At 37.5% G+C, this 24122-nt stretch carries 20 protein-coding genes; 8 read left to right on the forward strand and 12 right to left on the reverse strand.

Annotation, left to right across the window (positions count from 1 at the left end; all coding sequences use genetic code 11):
• Positions 1-46 precede the first annotated feature (46 nt).
• The 8 genes from LB454_RS07670 to LB454_RS07705 all read left to right on the forward strand — a co-directional run bounded on the left by LB454_RS07670 (position 47) and on the right by LB454_RS07705 (position 6418).
• On the forward strand, positions 47-988 hold the full coding sequence (locus LB454_RS07670) for an energy transducer TonB (RefSeq protein ID WP_224464082.1): 942 nt from the start codon (positions 47-49) through the stop codon (positions 986-988).
• Positions 989-1152: 164 nt separating this feature from the next.
• A complete protein-coding gene (locus LB454_RS07675) occupies positions 1153-1986 on the forward strand; it encodes an alpha/beta fold hydrolase (RefSeq protein ID WP_224464083.1) in 834 nt (277 codons plus the stop codon).
• On the forward strand, positions 1979-2467 hold the full coding sequence (locus LB454_RS07680) for an RNA polymerase sigma factor (RefSeq protein ID WP_224464084.1): 489 nt from the start codon (positions 1979-1981) through the stop codon (positions 2465-2467). The genes LB454_RS07675 and LB454_RS07680 overlap by 8 nt, the downstream gene beginning before the upstream one ends.
• Positions 2452-3036, forward strand: coding sequence for a hypothetical protein (locus LB454_RS07685; RefSeq protein WP_224464085.1), 585 nt, complete (start codon positions 2452-2454; stop codon positions 3034-3036). Before LB454_RS07680 ends, LB454_RS07685 begins: the two co-directional genes overlap by 16 nt.
• Positions 3037-3181: 145 nt before the next feature.
• Entirely contained in the window at positions 3182-3538 is a 357-nt protein-coding gene (locus tag LB454_RS07690) for a hypothetical protein (RefSeq protein ID WP_224464086.1), read from the forward strand.
• Between the two features lie 57 nt (positions 3539-3595).
• Positions 3596-4018: a hypothetical protein gene (locus LB454_RS07695; RefSeq protein WP_224464087.1), complete on the forward strand. Its 423-nt coding sequence runs from the start codon at positions 3596-3598 to the stop codon at positions 4016-4018.
• Complete coding sequence (locus LB454_RS07700) at positions 4015-4428, forward strand: hypothetical protein (protein ID WP_224464088.1); 414 nt, start codon at positions 4015-4017, stop codon at positions 4426-4428. Before LB454_RS07695 ends, LB454_RS07700 begins: the two co-directional genes overlap by 4 nt.
• 283 nt (positions 4429-4711) lie before the next feature.
• A complete protein-coding gene (locus LB454_RS07705) occupies positions 4712-6418 on the forward strand; it encodes a DUF885 domain-containing protein (RefSeq protein WP_224464089.1) in 1707 nt (568 codons plus the stop codon).
• 92 nt (positions 6419-6510) lie between these two features.
• Here the strand turns inward: LB454_RS07705 and thiD are convergent, their stop codons facing one another.
• The 12 genes from thiD to ftsA all read right to left on the reverse strand — a co-directional run bounded on the left by thiD (position 6511) and on the right by ftsA (position 24121).
• Complete coding sequence (gene thiD / locus LB454_RS07710; RefSeq protein WP_224464090.1) at positions 6511-7317, reverse strand: bifunctional hydroxymethylpyrimidine kinase/phosphomethylpyrimidine kinase; 807 nt, start codon at positions 7315-7317, stop codon at positions 6511-6513.
• 38 nt (positions 7318-7355) lie between these two features.
• A complete protein-coding gene (locus LB454_RS07715) occupies positions 7356-8015 on the reverse strand; it encodes a TenA family protein (protein ID WP_224464091.1) in 660 nt (219 codons plus the stop codon).
• A complete protein-coding gene (gene thiM, locus LB454_RS07720) occupies positions 8012-8818 on the reverse strand; it encodes a hydroxyethylthiazole kinase (RefSeq protein WP_224464092.1) in 807 nt (268 codons plus the stop codon). Before thiM ends, LB454_RS07715 begins: the two co-directional genes overlap by 4 nt.
• Before the next feature lie 14 nt (positions 8819-8832).
• Positions 8833-9708, reverse strand: coding sequence for an ABC transporter substrate-binding protein (locus LB454_RS07725; protein ID WP_224464093.1), 876 nt, complete (start codon positions 9706-9708; stop codon positions 8833-8835).
• Between the two features lies 1 nt (position 9709).
• Complete coding sequence (gene thiE, locus LB454_RS07730) at positions 9710-10339, reverse strand: thiamine phosphate synthase (RefSeq protein WP_224464094.1); 630 nt, start codon at positions 10337-10339, stop codon at positions 9710-9712.
• A gap of 353 nt (positions 10340-10692) precedes the next feature.
• On the reverse strand, positions 10693-14064 hold the full coding sequence (locus LB454_RS07735; protein WP_224464095.1) for a S8 family serine peptidase: 3372 nt from the start codon (positions 14062-14064) through the stop codon (positions 10693-10695).
• Positions 14065-14195: 131 nt separating this feature from the next.
• Positions 14196-15011 (reverse strand): hypothetical protein, encoded by an 816-nt coding sequence (locus tag LB454_RS07740; protein WP_224464096.1) that lies wholly within the window; start codon positions 15009-15011, stop codon positions 14196-14198.
• Positions 15012-15014: 3 nt separating this feature from the next.
• A complete protein-coding gene (locus LB454_RS07745) occupies positions 15015-15875 on the reverse strand; it encodes a DUF1735 domain-containing protein (RefSeq protein ID WP_224464097.1) in 861 nt (286 codons plus the stop codon).
• Between the two features lie 10 nt (positions 15876-15885).
• Positions 15886-17304, reverse strand: a complete 1419-nt coding sequence (locus LB454_RS07750) for a RagB/SusD family nutrient uptake outer membrane protein (protein ID WP_224464098.1) — start codon at positions 17302-17304, stop codon at positions 15886-15888.
• An 11-nt stretch (positions 17305-17315) separates the two neighbouring features.
• On the reverse strand, positions 17316-20423 hold the full coding sequence (locus tag LB454_RS07755; RefSeq protein WP_224464099.1) for a SusC/RagA family TonB-linked outer membrane protein: 3108 nt from the start codon (positions 20421-20423) through the stop codon (positions 17316-17318).
• Between the two features lie 406 nt (positions 20424-20829).
• Positions 20830-22698 (reverse strand): cell division protein FtsZ, encoded by a 1869-nt coding sequence (gene ftsZ, locus LB454_RS07760; RefSeq protein WP_262902773.1) that lies wholly within the window; start codon positions 22696-22698, stop codon positions 20830-20832.
• Between the two features lie 28 nt (positions 22699-22726).
• Positions 22727-24121 carry a cell division protein FtsA gene (gene ftsA / locus LB454_RS07765; protein WP_224464100.1) on the reverse strand — a complete coding sequence of 465 codons (1395 nt, stop codon included), beginning with the start codon at positions 24119-24121 and terminating at the stop codon, positions 22727-22729.
• Position 24122: the final 1 nt, after the last annotated feature.

A 24122-nucleotide genomic window follows, 5' to 3' on the forward strand; every position in this document is an offset into this window, starting at 1 on the left:
TTTTAAAAATAGAGCGATATTATGTAATCCATTCTAATTCAATACAATGAAAAAATTCTTCATCTTATCTTTGATTATCATCTCTTCATCTCTGGCTGCTCAAGACTTTAATGGAGAAATCTTATACGAAATCAGACTTATACCCAAACATAAGAATCTAAATCTCGATTCTTTGTGGGCTACCAAAAAAGGAGATCAAGTGAGATATAGAATTACAAATAGTTTCTATGAATCCGCCTATTTAAAAGAAGGAAAAAAAACCTATTCTTATAGCTATAATAATGTTTCAAAAAGGATGTATGATAACTATGCCGATAAAAAGTACATTACTTACAGGGATTCCAGAAAATCCATTACTGAATATTATAGTTCTAAGATGAATAAAGATTCTTTGATCTCCATTTTAGGAATGACATGTTATCCTGTAGAATATAAATCTGATTTCGGGAACACTACATCCTATTATTCTGAAGATTTAAGAATAGAATATTCATCTTATAAAGATCATAAAGTTGGAAATTGGTATGAAAAATTGAAGAAAGTTGACGGTAGCTTACCTTTAAAATTAATCACAGAGCATGCAACTTACACTGAAATCCAAGAAGCCGTAAAAATTTCGGAAATAGACCTCAATGCTTCAGACTTTAGTTTACCCAGCAATAAAATTATTGTTGCTTCAGCTTCTGCTTTAGATAAAAAAGTAGAAATGATACAACCTCCCAAATCTAAAGTAAGACTTTACCAGCGTTTAATTAAAGATGCAATGAAAAAAGCAAACTTTAAGGGTACCTATAAGTGTTACTTATCTTTAGTGGTTAGAAAAAATGGAGAAGTAGATTATATAGAAGCTGTTGAACAAGATGAACATAGCCTATATAAAAGTGCTGAAGAACTATTTGCTCAAAGTGATTTTAAATTTATACCAGGTCAGATTGATGGAAATGAAGTAAGTTCATTAATCTATTTCCCTGTTGAATTTAAAAAATAACCAGTCAAGCAAAGAACACTTCAAAGGCTGGATTATCAAAATTAGTTCAACCACTTTGGGGCCATTAATATAACCTTAGTCGATTGGTTTAAAATAAATTTTCATTAAAAGTGTAATAATTTTCAAGTTGCGTGTCTAAAGGTTGAATCTTAAAAAATTTAACCATGAAAAATCAACTTATTTTATCGATCATTTTTAGTTTAACTTTTAGTCTTTACACATTTTCTCAAGAAGCCATTTCCGTGGCAGTACATGGAGATGGAGATCCAGTACTTTTTCTACCTGGTTTTGCAAATTCTTCTGAAGTTTGGAATGAAACTACTGCAAAAATTGAGGGTACCTTCGAATATCATCTAGTAGACTATGCCGGTTTTAATGGAAAAGAACCTATCCAAAAGCCTTGGCTCCCTCAAGTCAATACAGCTTTAATTGATTACATCCAGTCAAATAAATTAACCAATCTTACCATCATTGGTCATAGCTTAGGCGGAACAATCGCCGCTTATCTTGCTGCAGAACTCAAAACGCATGTAAAACAAATAGTTATTGTAGATGCCCTTCCACATACCGCCAAATTGATCTTTCCAAATCTTACACAAATAGATTATGAAAACCCTTTTTCTACATCTCAACTCACCATGGATAAGACTTCTTTTAAGGCAATGATAGAGCAACAGGTAAAAATGATGGCTTTCAACGAAGAAAAGCAGCCTAACATCATAGACTGGATTTTAAACACAGACCGAGAAACCTATGTTTACGGTTATATAGATTATCTTAATTTTAATGCGACTTCTTATCTTGAACAAATTGAATGTCCTGTGTACATCTTTGGAGCTACGAGTTACGGCGAAGAACAGTCTAGACTAACTTATGCAGATCAATATAAAACACTTAAAAACTACAATTTAAAAATGGCTCCAAACTCAGCTCATTACATTATGTACGATCAGCCAGAATGGTTTTATCAAAATCTAAACTTGGCCCTAAATGAATAAGCCTCTGGATTTTGAAGTCTTGTACACAGCTCATCAATCGTCTGTTTATAGGCTATGTCTAGGATATTTTGGAGGAAACAAACCAAAAGCAGATGAAGTTTGTCAAGAAGTCTTCATTAAAGTTTGGAAGTATATGGACACTTTCGAAGGCAAATCTCAGGCAGGAACTTGGATATACAGAATTGCAGTAAACACCTGTCTTAACGCTTTGCGCTCCTCCAAAAAAAGCTTTAAAAACGTTCCAATACAAGATGAATTTCTTTCTCCTGTAGAGCATGAACATACAGATGATGAAGCTAGATTAAAAAGCATGTACAGCTGTATCGAGAAATTAAATCCTAAAGACAGAACGCTTATTTTGTTAGTTCTAGAGCAAGAACCTTATGAGAAAATCTCAGAAATTATGGGACTTTCAGAAAATAATCTCAGAGTAAAAATCCATAGAATAAAAACTAAATTATCTAAATGCGTCCACCTATGACTTTTCAAGAATTAGAACACCTCTGGCAAGACCAGACTCCAGTTAAAGCATCTTTAAGTGCAAAAGATATACAAACAAAAGCAAACTTAAGCTTAATCAGAATGAAGAGGAAACAGAATTTCACCTTAGGAATTCTAGGTTCAACAAGTCTTATTATCATTTTGTTTTACATTTGGGTAGAAGCCTATAAAGACCTATGGCAAGGACTTGGGTTACTGGTGATGATTGTCATGCTATTCTCACGGATTGGAATTGAGTTGTATCAAAAGAACAGGTTAAGAACCATAGACCCAACTACAGATTTCAAAAATTATCTTTTAACCCATAAAGCTTATTTTAAAAGTAGAAAACGAGTTCACTTTATACTTACGCCTGTCATCTACTTTATCTATTTTGGAGGGTTTGCATCCATGCTTCCTGCCTTTAAGGCAAGTCTGTCCAGCGGGTTTTACACCTATATTGTTATCAGTGGAAGTTTTACTTTTTTAGCCCTGGCAGTATTTATTGGTTATCATATTAAAAAGGAACTTCAGGAGTTGAAGTTTTTTGAGGAGCTAATTTCAAATTAGAGCTTTGTTCAATCCTAATAATTATCATTTTTAGGTTAAGAAGGTTTGAATGCTGGAGTTTAACCTTATAATTTATAAATAAATAGTTATTTTTAGACACAATTACACTAATAACATCAACTCTAAAACTTCTTCAAAACCAAAAATGAAAATCAAGCTAACTAAAAAAAGACTTTACACCGACATGATTTTAGGAGCATTGTGGATTTTATTAGGTGCTTCTTATTTCATTTTTGATGAAGGCATGTCTTGGCTTGGGTACGGGTTTATGTTAGTTGGTGCTTTCAATTTATTTCAGTTTTTCTATAACCTCCAAAACCAATACCTCATCATCAAAAATGGAAGAATCCAAAAAAATATGCTCTTCAGTTTCACCAACAGAATTGAAATTGATGAGATTGAAGAATTAAAACGAATTCGAGGAAATTATATATTAAAATCAAAAAATGCAAACCTTAAAATCAATCCTGATCTGATTAAAAAAGAATCCCTTGAAATTTAATTGAGTTTTTAAGCAAGCTTAAAGTGCCTTCAGAAAAATCCTTTTTAACTCATCAAAATGAAAATAAAATTCCCCAAGTTTAGGCTTTATGTCAAACTCGTTTTAGGTCTCCTTTGGTCTATAGCGGGCTTATATTATTTATTTTTAAGGGATGACAATTCCAGTTGGACTGGTTATTTCTATTTTGCAGGCGGATTTCTTGTCTTAGCTCAATTTATATATGATATACGAAATCAATACTTCATCATCGAAAACGCTACGATCACCAAAAACATACTTTATGGTTTTAAGAATAAAATAGAATTGGATCAAATCCAGGAAATCCAAAAAGTAAAAGGCAATTACATTCTGACATCTGAAACTCAAAAAATGAAAATTAATCTGGATTTAGTTGATGAGTCGTCGCTTAATAACTTAATTGAAGTTTTAAGTCATCTCAATTTACCTTCAGAAAAATCCTTTTTAACTCGTCAAAAATGAAAATAAAATATTTTAAAAAAAGACTTTATCTACAGCTTATTTCAGGTGTGCTATTTATTGCGGGTAGTATTTTTTCTTTTTTTTACAGCGATGGTATTGGCGTTTGGATTGGTTATGCTTATCTCGTGACTGGTATTTTACATTTAGCTGATTTTTTTAATAACAAGTGTCGATATCTTATCATTGAAAATGCTAGTATTGAAGAAAGAAAATTATTCGGTTCTAAGACTAGAATGGATTTAGATGAAATTCAGACTATCGAAAAGGTGGATGGAAATTATATTCTGAAATCAGATACCAAAAAACTGGAGATTGAAATTGATTTGATTGACAACCCTTCGCTACTGAAATTGATAAAAGTATTTAAAAGCTTGGATCTACCAGCAGACAAAACATTTTTGCCTAATTGAAAAAATATAAAAAATACATTTACCTCAATCTTGTTTTCGGCATCATTTGGTTACTTGTTGGGCTCTATCAGGTCGGCATTCAAGGTAGAGAAAACTGGCTCGGCTACATTTGGTTTTTACTCTCCGCTTTCTATTCCGGTGTCTTTATTTATCAAATCTGGAAATTGAAAAAAGAAAGAAATCGTAAATGAACGTTCTAAAGACTTACTTAAATTTTGAATCGTACTGACATAGGTATAAAGCGTTTCAAATGCATATATTTAAGCTTTGAAAAATTATGTTTATGAAGTCATTTATATATTTTGCTGCTCTTATTTGTTTTACAGCTACAGGAATTTGTCAAACTCAAAGTCAACAGCTAGACATTGTCATTAAAGCCTTTCAAGACCATAAAGGTTACGATAGAGATACGTATCCGCTGGGACTATACACCGAAGAGTATTATCAGCAGGAAGCTGAATTCGCGAAAGAACGCTTAAAAGATTTAGCTGAAATTGAGACCGATAAGCTTTCTGAAACTGAACAAATTTCTTTAGAACTTCTGAAATTCAAACTGAATGAAACCATAGATTTCTATGAGTTTAAAGCCTATCTCAACCCTTTACTTTCAGACTCTGGCTTTCACCTCAGCTTGTCTTACCAGGTGAGAGACCTCAATTCTTACGACCAAGTAAAGGCTTATCTTAACAAACTAAATGCGATACCCATTTACGTCGATCAGCATTTCAAACTCCTTCGGAAAGGGTTAAAAGACGGCATCACTCAGCCTAGAGTAATTTTTGAAGGTTATGAATCTACTTATGATTCGCAAATCGTAAATCAACCTGAAAACAGCTATTTCTTCGAGCCTTTTGAAAAGCTACCTTCTACTCTATCTCAGCGACAGAAAGACTCTGTGATTAAAGCAGCTAAAACCGCTATTGAGACCAACGTAATTCCACAATTCAAACGCATCAAAACCTTTTTTGAAACTGAATATTTACCAAAAACCAAGACTATTCTTGGTGTTTCCGAAGGACCACAGGGCCAGGCTTATTATCAAAACCGACTGAATTATTACACCACTTTAGATTTAACTGCTGATGAAATTCACCAGATAGGATTAAAAGAAGTGGAGCGCATTAATGCTGAAATGCAATCCATCGTTGATGAAGTTAATTTTGATGGCGACTTAGACGAATTCATTGCTTTTCTAAGGACTGATGAGCAGTTTTATGCCAAAACTGGCGACGAACTTTTAAAGGAAGCCCGCGATATCGCTAAGCGGATTGATGCTAAGCTTCCCGCCTACTTCAAAACTTTACCCAGAAAACCTTATGGTGTCGCCAAAGTCCCCGATGCCATTGCGCCTAAATATACCACCGGGCGTTATATCGGTGCTTCCAATGAAACTCAGCCTGGCTATTATTGGGTAAACACTTACAATTTACCCAACCGTCCACTGTACGTGTTGCCTTCCTTAACCGCGCATGAAGCGGTTCCAGGACATCATTTACAAAACGCCTTGAATGCAGAGCTTGGGGATAGCATTCCAAAATTCAGAAGAAATATGTATTTATCGGCTTACGGAGAAGGCTGGGGATTATACTCAGAATTTCTGGCCGATGAAATGGGCATCTATACCACCCCTTACGAACGCTTTGGCAAACTCACTTACGAGCAATGGCGGGCCTGCCGACTCGTGATTGACACCGGAATTCATGCGATGGGCTGGACAAGGGAACGGGCTGTGGAGTATTTCACCAAAAACACAGCGCTTTCTATGCATAATATCAATACAGAAGTAGATCGTTACATTTCCTGGCCAGGTCAGGCGGTGTCCTATAAAATAGGAGAAATCAAAATCAGAGAATTACGAACCAAAGCCGAAGAAGCGCTTGGACAAAGGTTTGATATCCGAGATTTCCACGAAGTGATTTTAGAGCAGGGAATCGTTACTTTACCTATTTTGGAGGAACGAGTAACTAATTATATAGAGGAGTCGAAATGAGTTAGGAAAAAACAGATCAGCTTATAAAAAATAAAGCAGTTGCAAGAGCTGAAAAAATAAATTTAGCGTATTGAATTTAGCAAAAAGTGGGATTATTTGTCATTATAAAAATGATGAATTGGCCCCGAGCCTCCTCCAAGCCTGTAGGTGCTGCCTGCTTTGATGGCCTGATGGATAAATGCTTTTGCTTTTTGAGCAGCTTCTTCCAAGCTAAAGCCCTGAGCCAGATAACTTCCTAAAGCCGAAGACAAACTGCAGCCCGTGCCGTGCGTGTTTTTAGTGTCAATCCTTGGTGAGCTTAGCTTTGTCAGTTGCTTTGATTTGATATTGAATAAGATATCGGTAGAATGCTCGCCCTCTAGATGGCCAGCTTTGAGCAGTACAGAAACCTGAAACTTTTCTGCCAGCGCTTTAGCATATTCTGAAAATTCTGTGGTATTCTCTATGTTCTCACCCAGAAGAAGCTGCATTTCGGGCACATTGGGAGTGATAACCTCTGCCAGTGGAATCATGGTTTCCATCAAAGCCTGCATGGCTTCTTCCTTAAGCAAACGGTCTCCGGAGGTGGCGACCATCACTGGGTCCAGCACTACAGACTTTGGTTGATAGTACTTGAGGTGTTTGGCAATGACTTCGATTACTTCTTTGGAATGCAACATCCCAATTTTGACCGCATCGGTACCGATATCCTCCAAAACTGCTTTGAGCTGGGCAGAAATCATCTGAGGAGAAACGCCTTCGATAGCAGAAACGCCAAGTGTATTTTGCGCAGTGAGCGCGGTTATCACTGTGGTCGAGTAAGTACCGCAAGCCCCCGCCGACTTGATATCGGCCTGGATACCAGCACCTCCTCCGGAGTCGCTTCCTGCAATGATCAAAAGTTTAGGATAGGTTTTCATATTCGTAAATTTTAGAATTTTAGTCTGATAGGGTTAAGTTAAACAGGCCATTTTTCTTGTCGATAGGCGCTGTCCCAAAACATCCATTCCATCTGTGCTGTTTTCAAAAAAGCCCTGGCCATTAGCGTTCTGACCTCTGGCGTTGTTTTTTGGGCGTAATGTTCAGTGATTTCGATAGCTCGCTTTACTGAGTTTGAAAAATCCTCACTGCCATAAGTAGCAATCCACTTCTGATAAGGATTAGCCCCTGATTCTGCTATAGACAACAAATAATCTCCAACCTCTTTATAAATCCAAAAACAAGGCAGCACTGCCGCCAAACTCACTTCGATAGAATCGTATTCAAAAACTTCAGCAAGAAAGCCAGTATATAACTGGCAGGTTGGTGATTTCTCTGGAACTTCAAATGTCTTCAATTCTTCAGCAAATTCCTGGTGCAGTATTTTTTCAACTGCAATGGTTTCGTTTGCAAATCGCATATAATCTGAAGACTGTTCCGGATCTTTCAGTTGAGTGGAAATGCTAGCCAATACCTTTCCGTAGGTATTAAGGTAATAGGTGTCCTGATGAATGTAAAAATGAAATCTGTCCTTACTCAAAGATCCATCACTTAATTCTTTTATGAAATTATGCTGTTGAATAGCATCCATAATTGGATTTACCTGTTCAACAACTCCCTCAAACCAGTTCAGTTTCATACTTGGTGTAATTGGTAGTTTGCTAATTTAGTATCGGTCTTGAAATTCACCTGATTGATTTCGTCCATCAGGTAGCTTCTGAAGCTGCCTGGCAGATGACCTCTCTCTAGTTTTGTAGCTTTCTCTCCAGCAATTCCCATAGTGATTAAACCTGTGAGATTTGCTTCGAAAAGAGCTTTGGGGTTAGCGCCAGAAAAACCAGCCAGCAAAGCACCTAGCATACATCCAGCACCAGTGATTTTGGTAAACATCTCAGACCCATTATCTACTGTTGCAGTTTGCTTCCCATCGGTGATGATGTCTCTTTTACCAGTAGCTATAACGATGCACTTCCAGTCTTTGGCCAGTTGCTCGCAAACTTCAACTGCATCTTCTCCATCGTCCAGGGAATCCACGCCTTTCACTTGTGTTTCTGCACCTGCTAAGGTTTTGATTTCTCCAATATTCCCTTTGACGATACTTATTTTACCAAAAGATCTGAGCTTATTGATAAAGTCGATCCTTCTGGGAATCGCACCACAACCCACCGGATCCAAAACCACTGGAATATCCACTACGGCTGCTGCTTTTACAGATTGCAGCATCGCTAATTCCTGCTCTTTAGTTAAAGAACCAATATTAATGTAAACAGCCTGTGCCAGTTTGGTAAAGTCGTAAGCTTCGTCAGCAGATTCACACATCGCTGGCGAGGCGCCTGCACTTAGTAAGATATTAGCACAGTCGGTAATCGTGACATAATTGGTAATGGCTTCGACTAAAGGTCCGCCTTCTTTTACTTGTTGTAGATAGTGTTGTAAATCCATAAAATGGTTTTTTATTAATTTAAAAATGCGTTTTTGAATTTGTCTTCGCTTAAGTTGGTGATCCCGATTTCATTAAAAAAATGCAGGATAGGTAGTTCTTTTTCCGCTGAGGATTTAAAATCCTTATGAAAACACCTGGCAGTGGCTTTTAAGATATCGTCCATCAATGGTGATGATTCTTCATTGATATAGGTGTAGTAAATTTTAAAGGCCTCTTCTGGGTGGGTTTCTATAAATTCAATGGCCTTTTGAATAGCCTTGACGAAAGCATCAATTTTTTCGGGATGCTTTTCATAATAAGTTTGAGAAGTAAACAGGTCTAAGGCACAGAAGTTGGCAAAACCAGCGGAGTCAGCGTCCATATGAATGACCTCTAAATTCTCGTGTTCTGCTTCGACGCCTTCAAAATTATAAAAATAAAGCCAACCGGCGTCTGCTCCCTCATTCATATGTTTGACCAAATAAAAATCTTTGGCCACAAATTCGACTTGTGAAGCTTCTACAGTAACGCCTTGTTTGGCAGCATATCGCTTTATAATTTCCAGGCCTATACCGTTGGTTTTATCATTGGAGACTGGAGTGGCTACCTGAATTGTTCCGCCGTTTTTTAAAAGTTCAAAAGAGGCGGTTTTCATGAGGACTCCACCTTTGGTTTCAAAATAAGTCCCCAAAGAAAGAAACTCGGGATGGTGTTGCTCGATTAAATGCAAAGGCTCATTGGTGGCCAACTGAATATTCCCCTCAATTAAATCCTGAAGGCCATCGTAATGATCGGTTGGAACAATCAATTCAAAATTGGAGATACCATTGTCTTTTAAATATCTCTTTTCCTGAGCAATAATGATAGGCAGGTGGTCTGGATTTAAAAACCATTCTATAGCTAATTTCATGTTATTCTGATTTTGATAGGTTATTCACTAATTCGGTTACTGCTGTTTTGATGTCGCCAGAACCAAAAATATCACTCACCAAAGCATATAGGTCGGGTTGATAAGCGGCGATTTCGGCAATATTATCACGATGAATTCCACCAATGACACAGACGGGAACATCGAGTTGTTTTTTGGCTTCAGAGATCACTTCCTTGCTAACGACATCAGCTTTAGGCTTAGTTTTAGAAGGGTAGAAAGCTCCAAAGGCCACATAATCTGCTCCATCCTGAACGGCTTGTTTTGCTCTCTCCAGGTCTCCGTAACAGGACACACCAATAAGCATTTGCCCTCCGACCACTTTTCTGGTTTCTCTCACCGTCTGATCGCTGAATCCGACGTGGACTCCATCGGCTCCTATGTTCCTGGCCAGCTGAACACGGTCGTTGATAAAAAAGGTCGCTCCTTTTTTACTGCAAAGCTGCTGCAGGGCTTTCGCAGTGTTCTCCAGCTCAGCATCTGTGGATGATTTGTCTCTTAGCTGAATCACTTTTGCCCCTGCATCCAAGGCTTCTTCAACTTGTTGGAGAATGGTTAATTTTGGGGTTAAGACTTCATCGGTAATGGCGTAAATGCCTTGTAATGATTTCATAAGTTTTATAAATTAAAAAAACCGTTTCATGTGGATACACGAAACGGTTTATTGATGTTTCTTCAATTTTTAGTTTCGTTTTCCTACGCTGTAATTACTCAGTTCAGGTTCTAGGATGTATTCTCAGCCTTTCGGCACTCCTAACGATGATATAAATATAAATAATGAAAGCTTACTTAAGGCCTTTAGTAATTCGAAATCTCAAGATTTTACATAAATTTTATGAAAATGCTTTAAGCTGGCAATCGCATAACATCAATCTGACTTGTATTAAATTCCGAAGAAAAAGAAAAACATAAAAAAACCCGCATCAAAGGATACGGGTTCTAAAACTTCAAAATAATTTAAAATTCTTATTTCTTAATAAACCTTTTAGTTAAGGTATCTTTTCCTGATGACATAATTAGGAAATAATTTCCAGATGCCAGAGGCGAAACATCAATAGAAGTATTGTTCCCAGAGGTGTTTATGCTCATTAATTGCTTACCTCTAATATCGTAAACAGTCACTTTATCGACTGAGATTTGAGAGGATCCTAAGTCAAGGAATAAAGTTTGACTTACAGGATTTGGATAGACAGAAACTTCTGCATTATCAAAAACACTTGAGCTTAATGAACAAGCCGAAGTTGGGTCTGTAAGCGTCACCTGAATAGTTACACTAGACTCATTTCCACTTGTATCTGTCACTGTGTAAGTAACTTCTGTAAATTCCTCTTGCTTGTCTAAATCATCACAATTGAACTCAACTTGACTCAATACCTGAGAGTCAATTGCACAATTGTCGGTTGATCCGTTTTCAACATCTTCTACAGATAAAGTTGCTAAGCCATCATTATCAAGTTCTAAAGCAATTGACTCATTTGCAACAATGACAGGGTTTTCTGTATCTTCAACAACGACATTCTGAGTTTGTGTGCTCACATTTCCTGAACTATCTTCAAATTCCCAGGTAATAACTGTTGTTTGTGTAATTGGTAATTCTACTGATGTAGTTCCAGTAATTTCACCTGAGTCACAATTATCTTCTGCCGTTGGAGCAACTAAATCTGTGACTTCACATTCTCCTATCACATCTTCTAAAACTTCTTGAGTAGGTGTAGGCCCTTCTACATCACCAATATTAATTGTAATTCCTAAACGTTCTGTACTTTCACACTCCCCCTCAACATTGGCAGCATAGAGCACCTCTCCATCTGTGATCGTATAATTTTCATCAAGCGGCTCACCTTCTGTTTCTTGACTATACCAAGCTACAGTTGGCGTATCCAGTTCGATTTCTCCTAAAAGTGGAGCATCACAGAAGGTTTGTTCTGTTTCTCCAGTTGGAGCTAATAAATTACAGCTACCGGCCGGCAGAAGTACGATTGAATAATCTTCCACTTCTCCCCACGTAAACGATTCACATGAAGAAGGAATGTCATCATATTTCATAGATACTCTCATCCGTAAAGATTCCCCTTCTACAGCACCTTCTGGCACTGTAAATGTACCACTAACTTCGTTGTCTGTGGATGGTTCGCTGACCATAACCAATTCTCCGTCGTCTGTGAAATCTCCATTGAGGTTAAAATCGATCCAAACCGCAATGCCTTCATCGTAAACAGTCCCGCTCCATTCTGGATTAACAGTAACTGTGTAAGATTCACCAACAACTAGCTCTGTAGAAATATTCGTGAAATCTGAATAACCTGGGCCTGCTCCAGATTCATTATCTATCTCGTGAAGTCTTACTCTTGAAATATGCTCATCCGCTGTGGTCTCACCACTAGAGTTACAGTATGACAATACAAATTCTTCGGTTGTAAAAGTTAAGGTTTCTGAGTAATCTGAAAGTGTACCTTCTTCAACACAATTCGTTCTAATTTGGACTTCATAAGTGGTTTGCTCTGTAAGACCATCAAGATTTATAGCATTGGTTTGTAGGGAAGATTCAATCCACTCGGTTGATCCTTCTTCTCTATATCTAAAATCATATTCTCCGCCTGGAGAATTATCCCAGTATAAAGAGGCTGAGTCTGAATCTAAACCGCCTACTGTAATACCTGTTGGAGGTGTAGCTTCACAAACTACAGGTTCTGAATTCAAGCCTGTAACAATCAAAGTGAAATTTTGCTGACCGTTGGTGAGTTCACCTTTGTGTGTAACTTTTACGGTGTATATTCCAGAAGCATCAGCAATATCTACTCTTTCAAAGTTGTCTCTTGAGTTGTTACCCTTTTCATTGGTGTTCACCCCAGTAAGTCTCCAAGGTAAATTTTCAGAACCTTCCTGCTCAACCACTATATCTAAATCGTTGATTAATCGAGCTGTATCCGAGTTTAAATCTGAAGTAGCTTCGCCCGCTGGATCTGTCCAGGATATGGAAGCTAAAAGGTCATCTACATTATTGCTTTCTACTTCAAGTTCGTAGGTTTGACCAGGAAATAAAGACAGATCGTTGATAACGACTCCATTGTCTTTATTTGACATTGCTTCTGCTGCACGTTTAGTATTCATAAGTCCCCATCCATACACTGCATCTGGCCCTTCCATACCAGCATCATCTGCTGTATGTAAGATTAAACCTTTGAGTGTAGCTGATAGCATATAGTTTCCAAATAATTTCTGAGCGTGTTGCTGTAGTAAAAGCGCACTACCTGCAACATTTGGAGATGCCATAGAGGTTCCTGAAATCGAATTGTACGAAGCATCACCATTAGCATATGTTGAATATACACCCGTTCCATTACCCGTTATATCTGGTTTTATTCTAAGGTCATCTGTAGGACCTTGACTACTACTAGAATTTATCAAAACTGAAATCAATTCACCCTCATCACTAACATCAGCATCTATGCCGTTGGCCACAACCAAATTGTTTTTTGATGTGGAGTGCCCGGTTAATTTATCAAATTGAGGATTGGATGGATCTAAAGGAGATCCATTCCATGTGGCTGTACCATCGTTACCAGCAGCAACAACCATCAAATAATTTGGTGCATTGTAATGTAAAACATCCCAATTTCTGGATTCATCGATATAAGCACCAAAATAATAGTCTGGAAGTAAATCTGGTCTAAATCCATAAGAATGGTTAGACACCAGCATACCCTCTGCTGCAGCTGCTGTGGCTTCTGCCAAATCATTACTCCATTTATAAGAATCAACACTTGCTTGTGGTGCCATACCTTTTGCTGCAGGAACTACTCCAGATGCCATAATAGTACCTGTAACGTGTCCAGCGTGAAAATTAAGGTCAAGACCTCCTTCTGAATCAGCATCCATCACAGTAACTCTACTACCACTTGAACCCCCCTGGTATTCCTGATGTGTTGCTCTGGCATGCCCCCCATCCCAAACGTGTGCGGTCATATCCTGTCCATCTAGATTGAAACCTGTAGACCCTCCTATGTTTAAATGATCTGTTCTAGTGGAACGTGCTGCATCTACATTATAGGTTTGGTAATATATGGGAGTGCCATCACCTTCTATACGTTGTAATTCTGCATAGCTTCCATTGTCTAAGGTTAAAGAAAGTTCTAGATTTTGTCGTCTAGCCTTAACTTCAAGTCCTTGTTTATGAGCCTGAGATTCTGACATAAACTGGCTAGACAGCTGGTTTAACAATGAAGAGTTATACCTTGAAGTAATTCTCTGTTTTTGATTTTCTGTTTGCGAATGTGCTACGAAGCTTACTAAAACTGCTAATATTAGCACCAATCGATTCAAGTAATTGTGATTCATTTGTTTTTTAATAAAAATTAATGCGGGGAAATTAATTAATAAGATTCTGTTAACAAAACTTGATCCGTTAAAATATGGAAATAAAAAAACCCTGCCTTAAAGGCAGGGTTTAAAATAAAGAACAATTTAATTTATTCTTCTGTAGGAAGTGTTAAAACAACTCCTACTTCAAAAGGATCAGCACCCTCTTCTTGAGGTAAGAAAACTTCCTGTAATAAACTGTAAGTGAAAGTTTTAGTACAAGGATCATATGTTCCTGAGCCACCAGGAGTTTCTGGTTGATTTCCAACAATTTCTACTGAAAAGTCATCATTGATAGTTAAAGTTCCAGAATAAACTAAAATGCCATCGTTAGTAGGGTCACCTGTTGCTTCTGCTACAAAGTTTGTTCCCCAGGCTGAATCTATCTGATATACATTTTCTTCACCTTCTACTGGAGTTAGGTTAGCTTCAAACGAATTTATTTGATCACCATCAATACTTGCAGCACCATTGTAAGTAGGAGCAATATCAGTATTACATACTTGCAACGCAAAAGTAATAGGGTGATTACCTTCCAAACCAACAATTACATTTGGCTTGCTTACATTTACAATCGTAGCTTCAAGCGTATAATCCGAACCAGAACTTATAACAGGCAGCTCCAAATCAACAGTATTTTGATTTACAGGAACAACTACCTGAATGTTTGTTGGGTACTCACTTGGCAGTGATCCTGACGTAGCTTCAATTTCTATATCCACAGTAACGTCAGAGACGTTATTTGTTGAGGTTTCTAATAGAACAGGGACCTCTACATCTTCACTATTGTCTGGAACCGATGCAGAAGTTGCTCCAAATTCTATCCATCCAGACTCTAGATCTCTAGGGAAATTACCGTCTGTATAATCTGTATCACAAGCTACTAATAAAGTACTTATGAAAATTAAACTTAATACTTTTTTCATATCTTAATTATTTGTGACTTTTGTTAAACTAAATGTTACCTGGTAAGGGGCTGCCCCGCAACCTCCATCGGTTACATATTCTGTAAGAGTTAATTCAAATGATGAATCATCAAGTAAATTAAAACTAGCTGGAACATTTCCTGGGCCTAAGGTAATGGTTCCATCTCCACATCCTAGACCAGTTTCTAACGCTTCGTCAACAAGAACTTCGTCACAAACCAAATCAAAGACCACTTCAGTGGCTGGTTGATCAATACCCAATGCCTCAAGGTAGACTGCTTCAAAACTTCTCTTAGTACTAGCACCTTCCACAGGGCTTAGAGTGACAGTTTGATTTTCAAAAACTAAAACTCCGTCATCTGGATTGATAGGCGTGAGTTGTTCCAATTGATATTCACCCGCAAAAGCATCAGGCTCAATAGGACATATCTCAAAAATACTAATCGAGTGACTACTTTCAGACAATAAATCTGCTTCTGCAGCAGAAAAGGTAAGAACTATGGATTCTCTTTGTAACTCTACAGAATTATCTATACCTCTCACAACTAAATCGGATACATATTCTCCAGCAGGTATAGTAACCTGAGGATTTACAATCTCATAATTTTCAGGGTTTGCAGTAGACCTGTCTTCGTCTACTTGAACTGTTACTGTTCTATCTTGATCTGAAACTGTTGATACCCCTATTTCAATACTTACTTCACCTTCATCATCTTTTATGACTTCTAGGTTTGATGTATCATCAGTAAAACTGACTAATGAAGTACCGTTTTCATTATCAAAAATAGTCTGTTCTGTGTCATCACAACTCATAAGAGCTGCAATCAACAACAAAAACAAGCCTTTTAAATATATTGTTTTCATAATCTTTGTTTTAGTAACCTGGGTTATTTTCATTAATGTTAGGATTAGAATTAACTTCATCTAACGGAATAGGTAAAGTAAATCTAAAATCATCTGTCGCTAATGTACAAGGAGCAGAACCAATACAATCTGAAGGATCTCTTACAAGACCTTGATTGATATCAAATCTAAATCTTTTTAGGTCAATAAATCTATGACCTTCAAAGGCTAGTTCGATTCGTCTTTCATCTAAAACAGATTGAAGAGCTTCTGTTCTATTACCAAAAACCTCTAAATCCTGCGGATCTTCAAATCTTGCATCTCTGAGTGTCTTTAGAGATTGGGCAGCATCTGTAAGCCTATCCAATCTAGCTTCAGCTTCAGCTTTCATTAAATGCATCTCAGATATTCTCATAGCTTTGAAATCATTTAAGAAATTGAATCCTCCACTACCTGGATATTTGCCAATAAGATGGAGGTTGTCTTCAGGATCTGAGCCTTCAACATCTAAATTAACTTGATACCTAACGTCAAGTGTATCCAAGGTGTTGAATAGTTGATTTGACATTTCAATAAAGGCACCACCAGTTCCAGTAAAGTACCAAGCTCCTCCAATTCTGGCTTCAGCTTGAACAAACTCTCTTTTAAAAACAACTTCGGTATTATCTTCATCAGAAAACATATCAACATACTGTTCTCTGTTAGCTAACGGATATCTAGCAATAAGATCATCGGCTATAGTAAGCACATTCTCATATTCACCAGTTATTAATTCTACTCTTGCTCTCAAGAATGGTACGAAATCTGCGTTTGTACGAAAAATATCATCATTATCACCTATTAAGTCTTCAGCAATATCAAGATCTTTGAATATACCTTGTTTCACTTCTGAAACCGTATTTCTCGCAGGGAAATCACCACTTAAAAGAACTTCATCAAAGTAAGGAACGGCTACTCCATTAGGATCTAAAAGATCTGGAGAGAAAAAACGCATCAATTCATAAAAAGCATATCCTCTAAGAGCGTAAGCCTGACCTAATAAAAAGTCGTATCGCTGCTCTTCACCCAATTCAGGCTCAATGCTTTCAGCACTTTGTATCAAGCGAGTTGCCCTGTTTGCCAGACGGTTGTATCTCAAATAAAAATTTCCTACAAACGCACTTTGTGAAGTCACTTCAAAATTAAAAATATCTCTTTTTTGACCTCCTGAGTCCGCTCCAATCTTGGTATTATCACTTTGAAGTGAATTAATGTCTAAAATACTACCATCTACTGCCGGAGCTGGAAATACATCGTATATACCACTCAATCCTAGTTCTAAATCATCTACGGTTTGAAAAGCACTATCTGCTGTAGCTTGATCAACTGGAATTCTGTCTAGTTCATCACTGCATGCAACAAGTGCAACAGTGAACAACGACAGTAAAAATATATTATGTAATCTTTTCATTGTTTTATGTTTTAAAATGTTATGTCGATACCTGCTGTGTACTGTCTTGGGGTTGGGTAATCAAAAAACGAGCCTGTATTTGTTGACTCAGGATCAAATCCTCTCCACTTACTAAATGTTAATAAATTTGTTCCTTGAACATAGATTCTTACATTCTTGAATACACCGGTTTTCTCAAGTAACTCAGGACTAAAATTATAGCCTAAAGATAAGTTTCTTAATCTTAAGAAGGAAGCATCTTCTAAATATCTGTCTGTTCCCTGAAGTCTAGTAGATCCAGAGTTTATACTTGGAATAGCTGTTATATCGCCAGGTTGTTGCCAAGCTGTTAACATATCAACAGATTGATTAGAAAAGGCAGCTGCACCTACATCTTCAAGTAGACCTAAAGAACCATTTGTTCTGTACTGTTCTGCAGCAAAAGAGAATAGCAAGTTAAAATCAAATCCTTTGTATTTAGCACTTGTACCAAAACCACCTGTGTATAAAGGATCGGCTTGTTTATCTGAAAACACCCTGTCATTATCGCTGAATTGCTCTGTAAGGTTCCCATCAATATCTAAATAAAGTGGGTTACCATTAGCTGGATTAACTCCTGCCCATCTTGTTAAAAAGAAAGATCTAAGCGGCTGTCCTACCTGTAATGCGGTGTTTCCTTGCTGTACGAAATCCGATTCTGCTAACGCTACTACTTCGTTTTTATTATAAGCTGCGTTTGCAAATACATTCCAAGTTAACTCATCATTCCTAATGACATCAAATGATAAACCAATCTCAATACCTTTATTTGAAACCTCTGCTACATTGGACTCAACTGTAGTAAATCCAGTTGAAAATGAGACTGGCTGAGGAAAAAATAAATTATCCGTTTTTTTATCATAAACGTCTAAAGAACCACTCAATCTATTTTTAAAGAAGCCAAAATCTACACCTATGTTGGCCTGAGTTGTAGTCTCCCATTCTAGGTTGGGATCAACTAATTCTGTTGGCGCAAAACCTGGGGTCCCCTGGTAACCAGTAAGTGCACTTACTCGATCTAAACCAACATAAAAACCAGTAGTTCCAGGTCTTACAGTTCTGTTACCTACAACACCATAACTAGCTCTTAGCTTTAAGTTTGTAATATCTTGTGCATCTGAGAGAAAATCTAATTCATGGAGATTCACACGACCAGATACAGAACCAAAAGTACCCCATCTGTTTTCTTCACTAAATCTTGAAGACCCATCACGTCTTAGGTTAGCAGATAATCCAAATTTACCATCGTAATCATAATCTACAGTTCCAAAATAAGAAAACAAAGCGTCTTCAACTTCAGATGAAAAAGTGTTTGGTATGTAAAATCTAGCTTCACCACCGTCACCATCATCCTCTGTTAAAGTACCATCTGCAAATCCACTACCAGAACCAGGAAGTTTAGGATTCAAACCATATGCCTGAAATCCAGCCTGCTGAATATTTGTATAAACATATTCTGTGTGTACTGACGCAGAAATAGTATGGACATCAAATGTTTTATCAAATCGAATATAAGGGTTAAGGTTAAACAAGAAACTTCTGTTGAAAGCCTCAGTTTGTGATCCCTTCAATTGAGAATTTACATCTGGCTCAACTAAACCTCTAGTACTTAAAGGACTCACTATATTTAAGTTTTCAACATTGTTGTAGTCACCACTCACTCTAGCACCTACAGTAAAGTTATCGTTGAGATGATAATTGGCATTAAATGCTGCAAGAATTTTAAACTCTCTTTCCTGGTCAGTATCAAACCTTTGGTTATTTAGAGCCAGATAAGGTGTATTAGTAAAACCATTTGCTCCGTTAGGACTGATAGATCCATCTGGATTAAGTGCACCAGAAGCCTGTGTTCCTATCACATTTAAACTACCATCAGGATTGTAAGGATTCAACATTGGCAATCCAATATAAGGAACAATAAAAGGGTTGTCTAACTCACCTCCTGTATTATCTGCAAAAACTGAAGATTGTCTGTCTGCATCTACAACAAAATCATTTACAGAATAGTTCATTGTAATATTAGAATTGAAATCAAACTTATCGCTAGGTCTCACTTCTAAATTATTTCTGATAGAAAAACGTTGAATATTACTTCTATTGGTAATTCCTTCCTGCTCATAATATTGCATCGAAGAATAAGACCTGTGCGTATCACTACCTTCTGTCATAGTCAATTCATGGGAAACTGTTTGCCCGTCCTGTAACAAAATATCTGCCCAGTTTGTGTTGGTTCGTCTTGCAGTAGCATTGATTTCTTCATCAGTAAGACCTACGCCTGGACCACCACCAAAAATATCTCTACCAAAGGTTAGATATTGCTGAGCATTCATCACCCTGAAATTTGGATCTGGGTATTGAGAAGTACCATATAGAGATCTGTATTGAAAGGTTACACCTTCACTAAAAGAACCTTTTTTAGTGGTCACCAATATAACACCATTAGCAGCTCTGTTACCATATAACGCAGCAGCAGAGGCATCTTTTAATACAGAAATATCTTCAATATCATTGTTATTTAAACTCCTAAATGTGTTAGGATCTACCGGCGTACCATCAATTACATACAAAGGGTCTGTTGCTCCATTTATAGAACTTCTACCTCTAATAATAACATCTCCACGTCTACCTGGCTGTCCTGATGCACTTTTTGCATTTACACCCGGAGCAAGACCTTGCAATGCTTGATCTACTGAAGCAATAGGCACCTGCTCAATACTTTCAGAACCCACGTTCGAAATTGAAGATGTAACTTTAGCTCGGGACTGATTACCATAAGCGACAACTACTACTTCATCCAAATCTTCATTATCCTGAATCAGACTAACATCAATTGTAGACTGATCTCCAACTTGGATTTCTTGTGTTCTAAAACCTAAATATTTAAATTGTAGGGTTTGTTCTGATTCTACACTTAAAGTGTAGTTTCCATCAAAATCAGTTTGTGTACCCGATGAGTCTCCTTTCACAAGGATATTAACCCCCGGAAGAGGTAAACCTCCTTCATCGGTAACGGTACCCGTCACAGTTTTTGTTTGTGCAAACGAAATTTGCACCATCAACGCAAATAAGAGCGTCAAAAATCCATTAATTTTTAATTTCATGTTTTTGTTTATTAGAATTAGCCATTTCAAAAATGATAAGATTAGGTTAATAGACCAATGAATATGAGGCTTAATAAGAAGCCTAATACGTTAAAATTCCTTAATAAAAGCGGTATTGACTCACTAACACCTGTTAGCATACTGAATAACAGTTAATTATAAATTTAAGAATACTCTGATTTATCCATAAAAACTGATTTGCACGTTTTTTTAAGTTAACAACTAAATTAATAGTAGTTGATTTATACGCGTTATTAGTTAATAGTATCTTAATAAAGTTAATCCCATGTTATTTCACATAATTTACTTGGAAGCTAAATCCTTCTAAAAAACGCTAATAAAACTATAATCATAAAAAAAGGCCAACAAAATTGTTGACCTTTTTCATGTTATAAAATCGTTATTTCTAATCTACATTGTCATGCAAAAAAGAGTTATTGGATCTAAAATTTAAGTTGTCTTTATCTCCTTCTACACTTGTTCTAGATAAAGCATTCCCTTCATTGCGATTCTGACTCAGTTCAATTCCTGCTCTTTTGTAAGCAGGTTGCTTCTCAATTTCATCAATGTTATTGGTGTTCCTGAATTTATAGTTGAATTGTTTCATCTTAGCTTTACGTTCAGCTGCTCTAGACGCCAACTCAGACAACGGTGTATTCATAGGATCAATATCCTCATTTGAGTTTGAACTTGGTGCCGATGGCTCTACAGTTCGCCTTTTAAACTGAACTTCTTCCGGCTCTTCCTCAACTTGTTTTACTTTTGGTTTTCTTGGAGTAGGTGAAGCTTGCTCATCTTCTTCCATAAATTCTGACAAATCGTATTTTTTGACTTCAGAGTTAGAGTGGCTTTGAGTAGCATTTACTTCTTCTGGCTCGTTCACCTCTATGTCTCTTGTCGACTGGAACTTAATGTATTCTGAATCGTCCTCGTCTTCTTCCTGTTCTGAAAAATCAAAACTCAGCATACCAGAAGAGTTTTCTTCTTCCTTTACTGGACTATCTTCAATAATTTCAAAGTCGTCGTCATGAGCATTTACAATCTCAAAATCAACTTCTAAATTATTGACATTCACTTGCTCACTTTCTATCTCTTTTTGAGATTCTTCTTCAACATCAAGCTTATGAACCACTTTGGGATCTTCTTTAGATCCTGAAGCTTTAGGTCGAGCACGTGGAATATCTACAGAGGATTGTTTTTTGAACCTTCCAGTCGATAAATTTTGCTCAATACGTTGATCGTCTTCCAAAGTATGGATAATCTTCTTGGTTTCAGTATTGACGATTTCATCCTGTTGTTCAGTATTAAAACCTGTCGCGATTACCGTAACTGAAATGGAGTCTTCCAAACCTTCGTCATCGCCAACACCCATAATAATATTCGCACTATTTCCAGCTTCAGCTTGTATATGGTCGTTGATTTCTCCAATTTCATCTAAAGTGATTTCATCGGTTCCAGACACAATCAATAGTAATACGTTTTGCGCCCCTTTAATTTTATTGTCATTCAGCAGTGGAGAATCCAAAGCCTTTTCAATAGCAATTTGAGACCTGTTGGTTCCTGAAGCTACAGCAGAACCCATGATGGCTGTACCGCTGTTGCTCAATACCGTTTTAGCATCACGTAAATCGATGTTTTGCGTATAGTGGTGCGTAATCACTTCTGCTATCCCGCGAGAAGCCGTAGCCAAAACTTCATCAGCCTTAGAGAAGCCTGACTTGAATCCAAGGTTCCCGTAAACTTCTCTGAGTTTATTATTGTTGATCACAATAAGTGAATCTACATTACTTCTGAGTTCTTCTACACCCAGCTGAGCCTGTTCGTTTCTGGTGCGACCTTCAAACTGAAATGGGATAGTAACGATACCAACCGTAAGAATATCCATTTCTTTTGCAAGCCTGGCAATTACAGGCGCAGCCCCTGTACCCGTACCGCCGCCCATACCAGCGGTAATAAATACCATTTTGGTATTGGTGCTCAGTAAGCCTTTTAAATCTTCTCTACTTTCTTCGGCTGCCTGTTTACCAATATCTGGGTTGGCACCAGCCCCAAGCCCTTCTGTAAGATCAACACCCAACTGAATTTTAGTTGGAACCGGACTGTTTTCCAGCGCTTGTGCATCGGTATTACAAATCACGAAGTCAACACCTTTTATGCCCTGACTAAACATGTGATTGATGGCATTGGAACCTCCTCCACCAACTCCTATCACTTTTATGACATTGGATTGATTTTTTGGGAGGTCGAACGATATGTTTTCGAATTCTTGGCTCATAATTATTATTTTTTGGTTGGTATACTATTTACTCTGCGTTATCTAAAAAATCTTTTAACTTATCAAACCATTTCTCAACCACATTTCTACTAGGTCGAGCAGGTTGATTGGGTTGCTCTGGAATGCCTTTGTTTTCATCCCGTTCTGAAGAATCTTCTGTGATTTCATCATCATTGTAGTTCATTGCCGATTCCGCTGGCTCACCAGTGGCTTCCATATGTTCTTGCTCTTCTTGTTCCAATCGCTCAGCTTTATCAAAGGCTTTGCGCTCCAGCCCATCCATCACTAGCCCTACGGCTGTCGCATAGAGTGGACTTGCTATTTCTTTGTCGGTTTCACCAGCCAAATACTCGTTGGGATAACCAATTCTGGTATCCATGCCAGTTACATACTCGACTAGCTGCTTTAAATGCTTCAATTGAGCTCCACCGCCAGTGATAACTATTCCGGCAATTAACTTTTTCTTCTGTTCATCATGGCCATAATTTTTAATTTCAAGATACACCTGATCTATAATTTCTACAGCTCGGTAGTGAATTACTTTAGATAAGTTCTTCAGCGAAATCTCTTTAGGATCTCTTCCCCGTAAGCCTGGGATAGAGACGATTTCATTCTCTTTATTCTCACCAGGCCAGGCCGAGCCAAATTTCACTTTTAGTAATTCTGCCTGCTTTTCTATAATAGAACAGCCTTCTTTGATGTCTTCCGTAATCACATTACCTCCTAATGGAATGACAGCTGTATGTCTAATGATGCCGTCTTTGAAAATGGCCAGATCTGTAGTTCCGCCACCGATGTCAATCAAGGCAACACCTGCTTCTTTTTCTTCCTGACTTAACACTGAATTTGCCGATGCCAAAGGTTCTAAAGTCATGCCATTGAGCTCCAATCCAGAATTCTTGACGCATCTGCCAATGTTTCTGATCGAAGATATTTGACCAACAACCACATGAAAATTAGCCTCCAGACGGCCTCCAGACATCCCTCTGGGCTCCATAATTTCAGATTGGCCATCAACTTTATATTCCTGTGGCAAAACGTGTATAATTTCTTCACCTGGTAACATCACGAGTTTGTGGACTTGATTACACAAATTGTCGATATCATCATCTTCTATCACTTCTTCTACATCATTTCTTGTAATGTAGTCGCTGTGTTGTAAACTTCTAATGTGTTGCCCGGCAATTCCTACGGTGACACCTTTGACTTCAATGCCAGAATTTGCTTCCGCCTGCTGTATAGCTTGCTGGATAGACTGTATGGTTTGAGTTATATTGTTCACAACACCACGATGTACCCCCAGACTTTTGGTTCTACCAATGCCTAATATCTCTACTTTCCCGTATTCATTTTTACGACCAATCATGGCTACAATCTTTGTTGTACCTATGTCTAAGCCTACTGCAATATTATCTTCTTCCATT

This window comes from Psychroflexus montanilacus (assembly GCF_020164535.1).
Classification (GTDB): domain Bacteria; phylum Bacteroidota; class Bacteroidia; order Flavobacteriales; family Flavobacteriaceae; genus Psychroflexus; species Psychroflexus montanilacus.

Bases quoted from the DNA above. Each gene is read 5' to 3' on its own strand.
- LB454_RS07700 (WP_224464088.1), top strand. From the start codon at position 4,015: ATGAAAATAAAATATTTTAAAAAAAGACTTTATCTACAGCTTATTTCA.
- thiE (WP_224464094.1), bottom strand. From the start codon at position 10,339: ATGAAATCATTACAAGGCATTTACGCCATTACCGATGAAGTCTTAACC.
- thiM (WP_224464092.1), bottom strand. From the start codon at position 8,818: ATGGATTTACAACACTATCTACAACAAGTAAAAGAAGGCGGACCTTTA.
- LB454_RS07695 (WP_224464087.1), top strand. From the start codon at position 3,596: ATGAAAATAAAATTCCCCAAGTTTAGGCTTTATGTCAAACTCGTTTTA.
- LB454_RS07755 (WP_224464099.1), bottom strand. From the start codon at position 20,423: ATGAAATTAAAAATTAATGGATTTTTGACGCTCTTATTTGCGTTGATG.
- LB454_RS07685 (WP_224464085.1), top strand. From the start codon at position 2,452: ATGCGTCCACCTATGACTTTTCAAGAATTAGAACACCTCTGGCAAGAC.
- LB454_RS07670 (WP_224464082.1), top strand. From the start codon at position 47: ATGAAAAAATTCTTCATCTTATCTTTGATTATCATCTCTTCATCTCTG.
- ftsZ (WP_262902773.1), bottom strand. From the start codon at position 22,698: ATGAGCCAAGAATTCGAAAACATATCGTTCGACCTCCCAAAAAATCAA.
- LB454_RS07745 (WP_224464097.1), bottom strand. From the start codon at position 15,875: ATGAAAACAATATATTTAAAAGGCTTGTTTTTGTTGTTGATTGCAGCT.
- LB454_RS07725 (WP_224464093.1), bottom strand. From the start codon at position 9,708: ATGAAATTAGCTATAGAATGGTTTTTAAATCCAGACCACCTGCCTATC.
- LB454_RS07675 (WP_224464083.1), top strand. From the start codon at position 1,153: ATGAAAAATCAACTTATTTTATCGATCATTTTTAGTTTAACTTTTAGT.
- LB454_RS07690 (WP_224464086.1), top strand. From the start codon at position 3,182: ATGAAAATCAAGCTAACTAAAAAAAGACTTTACACCGACATGATTTTA.
- ftsA (WP_224464100.1), bottom strand. From the start codon at position 24,121: ATGGAAGAAGATAATATTGCAGTAGGCTTAGACATAGGTACAACAAAG.
- LB454_RS07680 (WP_224464084.1), top strand. From the start codon at position 1,979: ATGAATAAGCCTCTGGATTTTGAAGTCTTGTACACAGCTCATCAATCG.
- LB454_RS07705 (WP_224464089.1), top strand. From the start codon at position 4,712: ATGAAGTCATTTATATATTTTGCTGCTCTTATTTGTTTTACAGCTACA.
- LB454_RS07740 (WP_224464096.1), bottom strand. From the start codon at position 15,011: ATGAAAAAAGTATTAAGTTTAATTTTCATAAGTACTTTATTAGTAGCT.
- LB454_RS07715 (WP_224464091.1), bottom strand. From the start codon at position 8,015: ATGAAACTGAACTGGTTTGAGGGAGTTGTTGAACAGGTAAATCCAATT.
- LB454_RS07735 (WP_224464095.1), bottom strand. From the start codon at position 14,064: ATGAATCACAATTACTTGAATCGATTGGTGCTAATATTAGCAGTTTTA.
- LB454_RS07750 (WP_224464098.1), bottom strand. From the start codon at position 17,304: ATGAAAAGATTACATAATATATTTTTACTGTCGTTGTTCACTGTTGCA.
- thiD (WP_224464090.1), bottom strand. From the start codon at position 7,317: ATGAAAACCTATCCTAAACTTTTGATCATTGCAGGAAGCGACTCCGGA.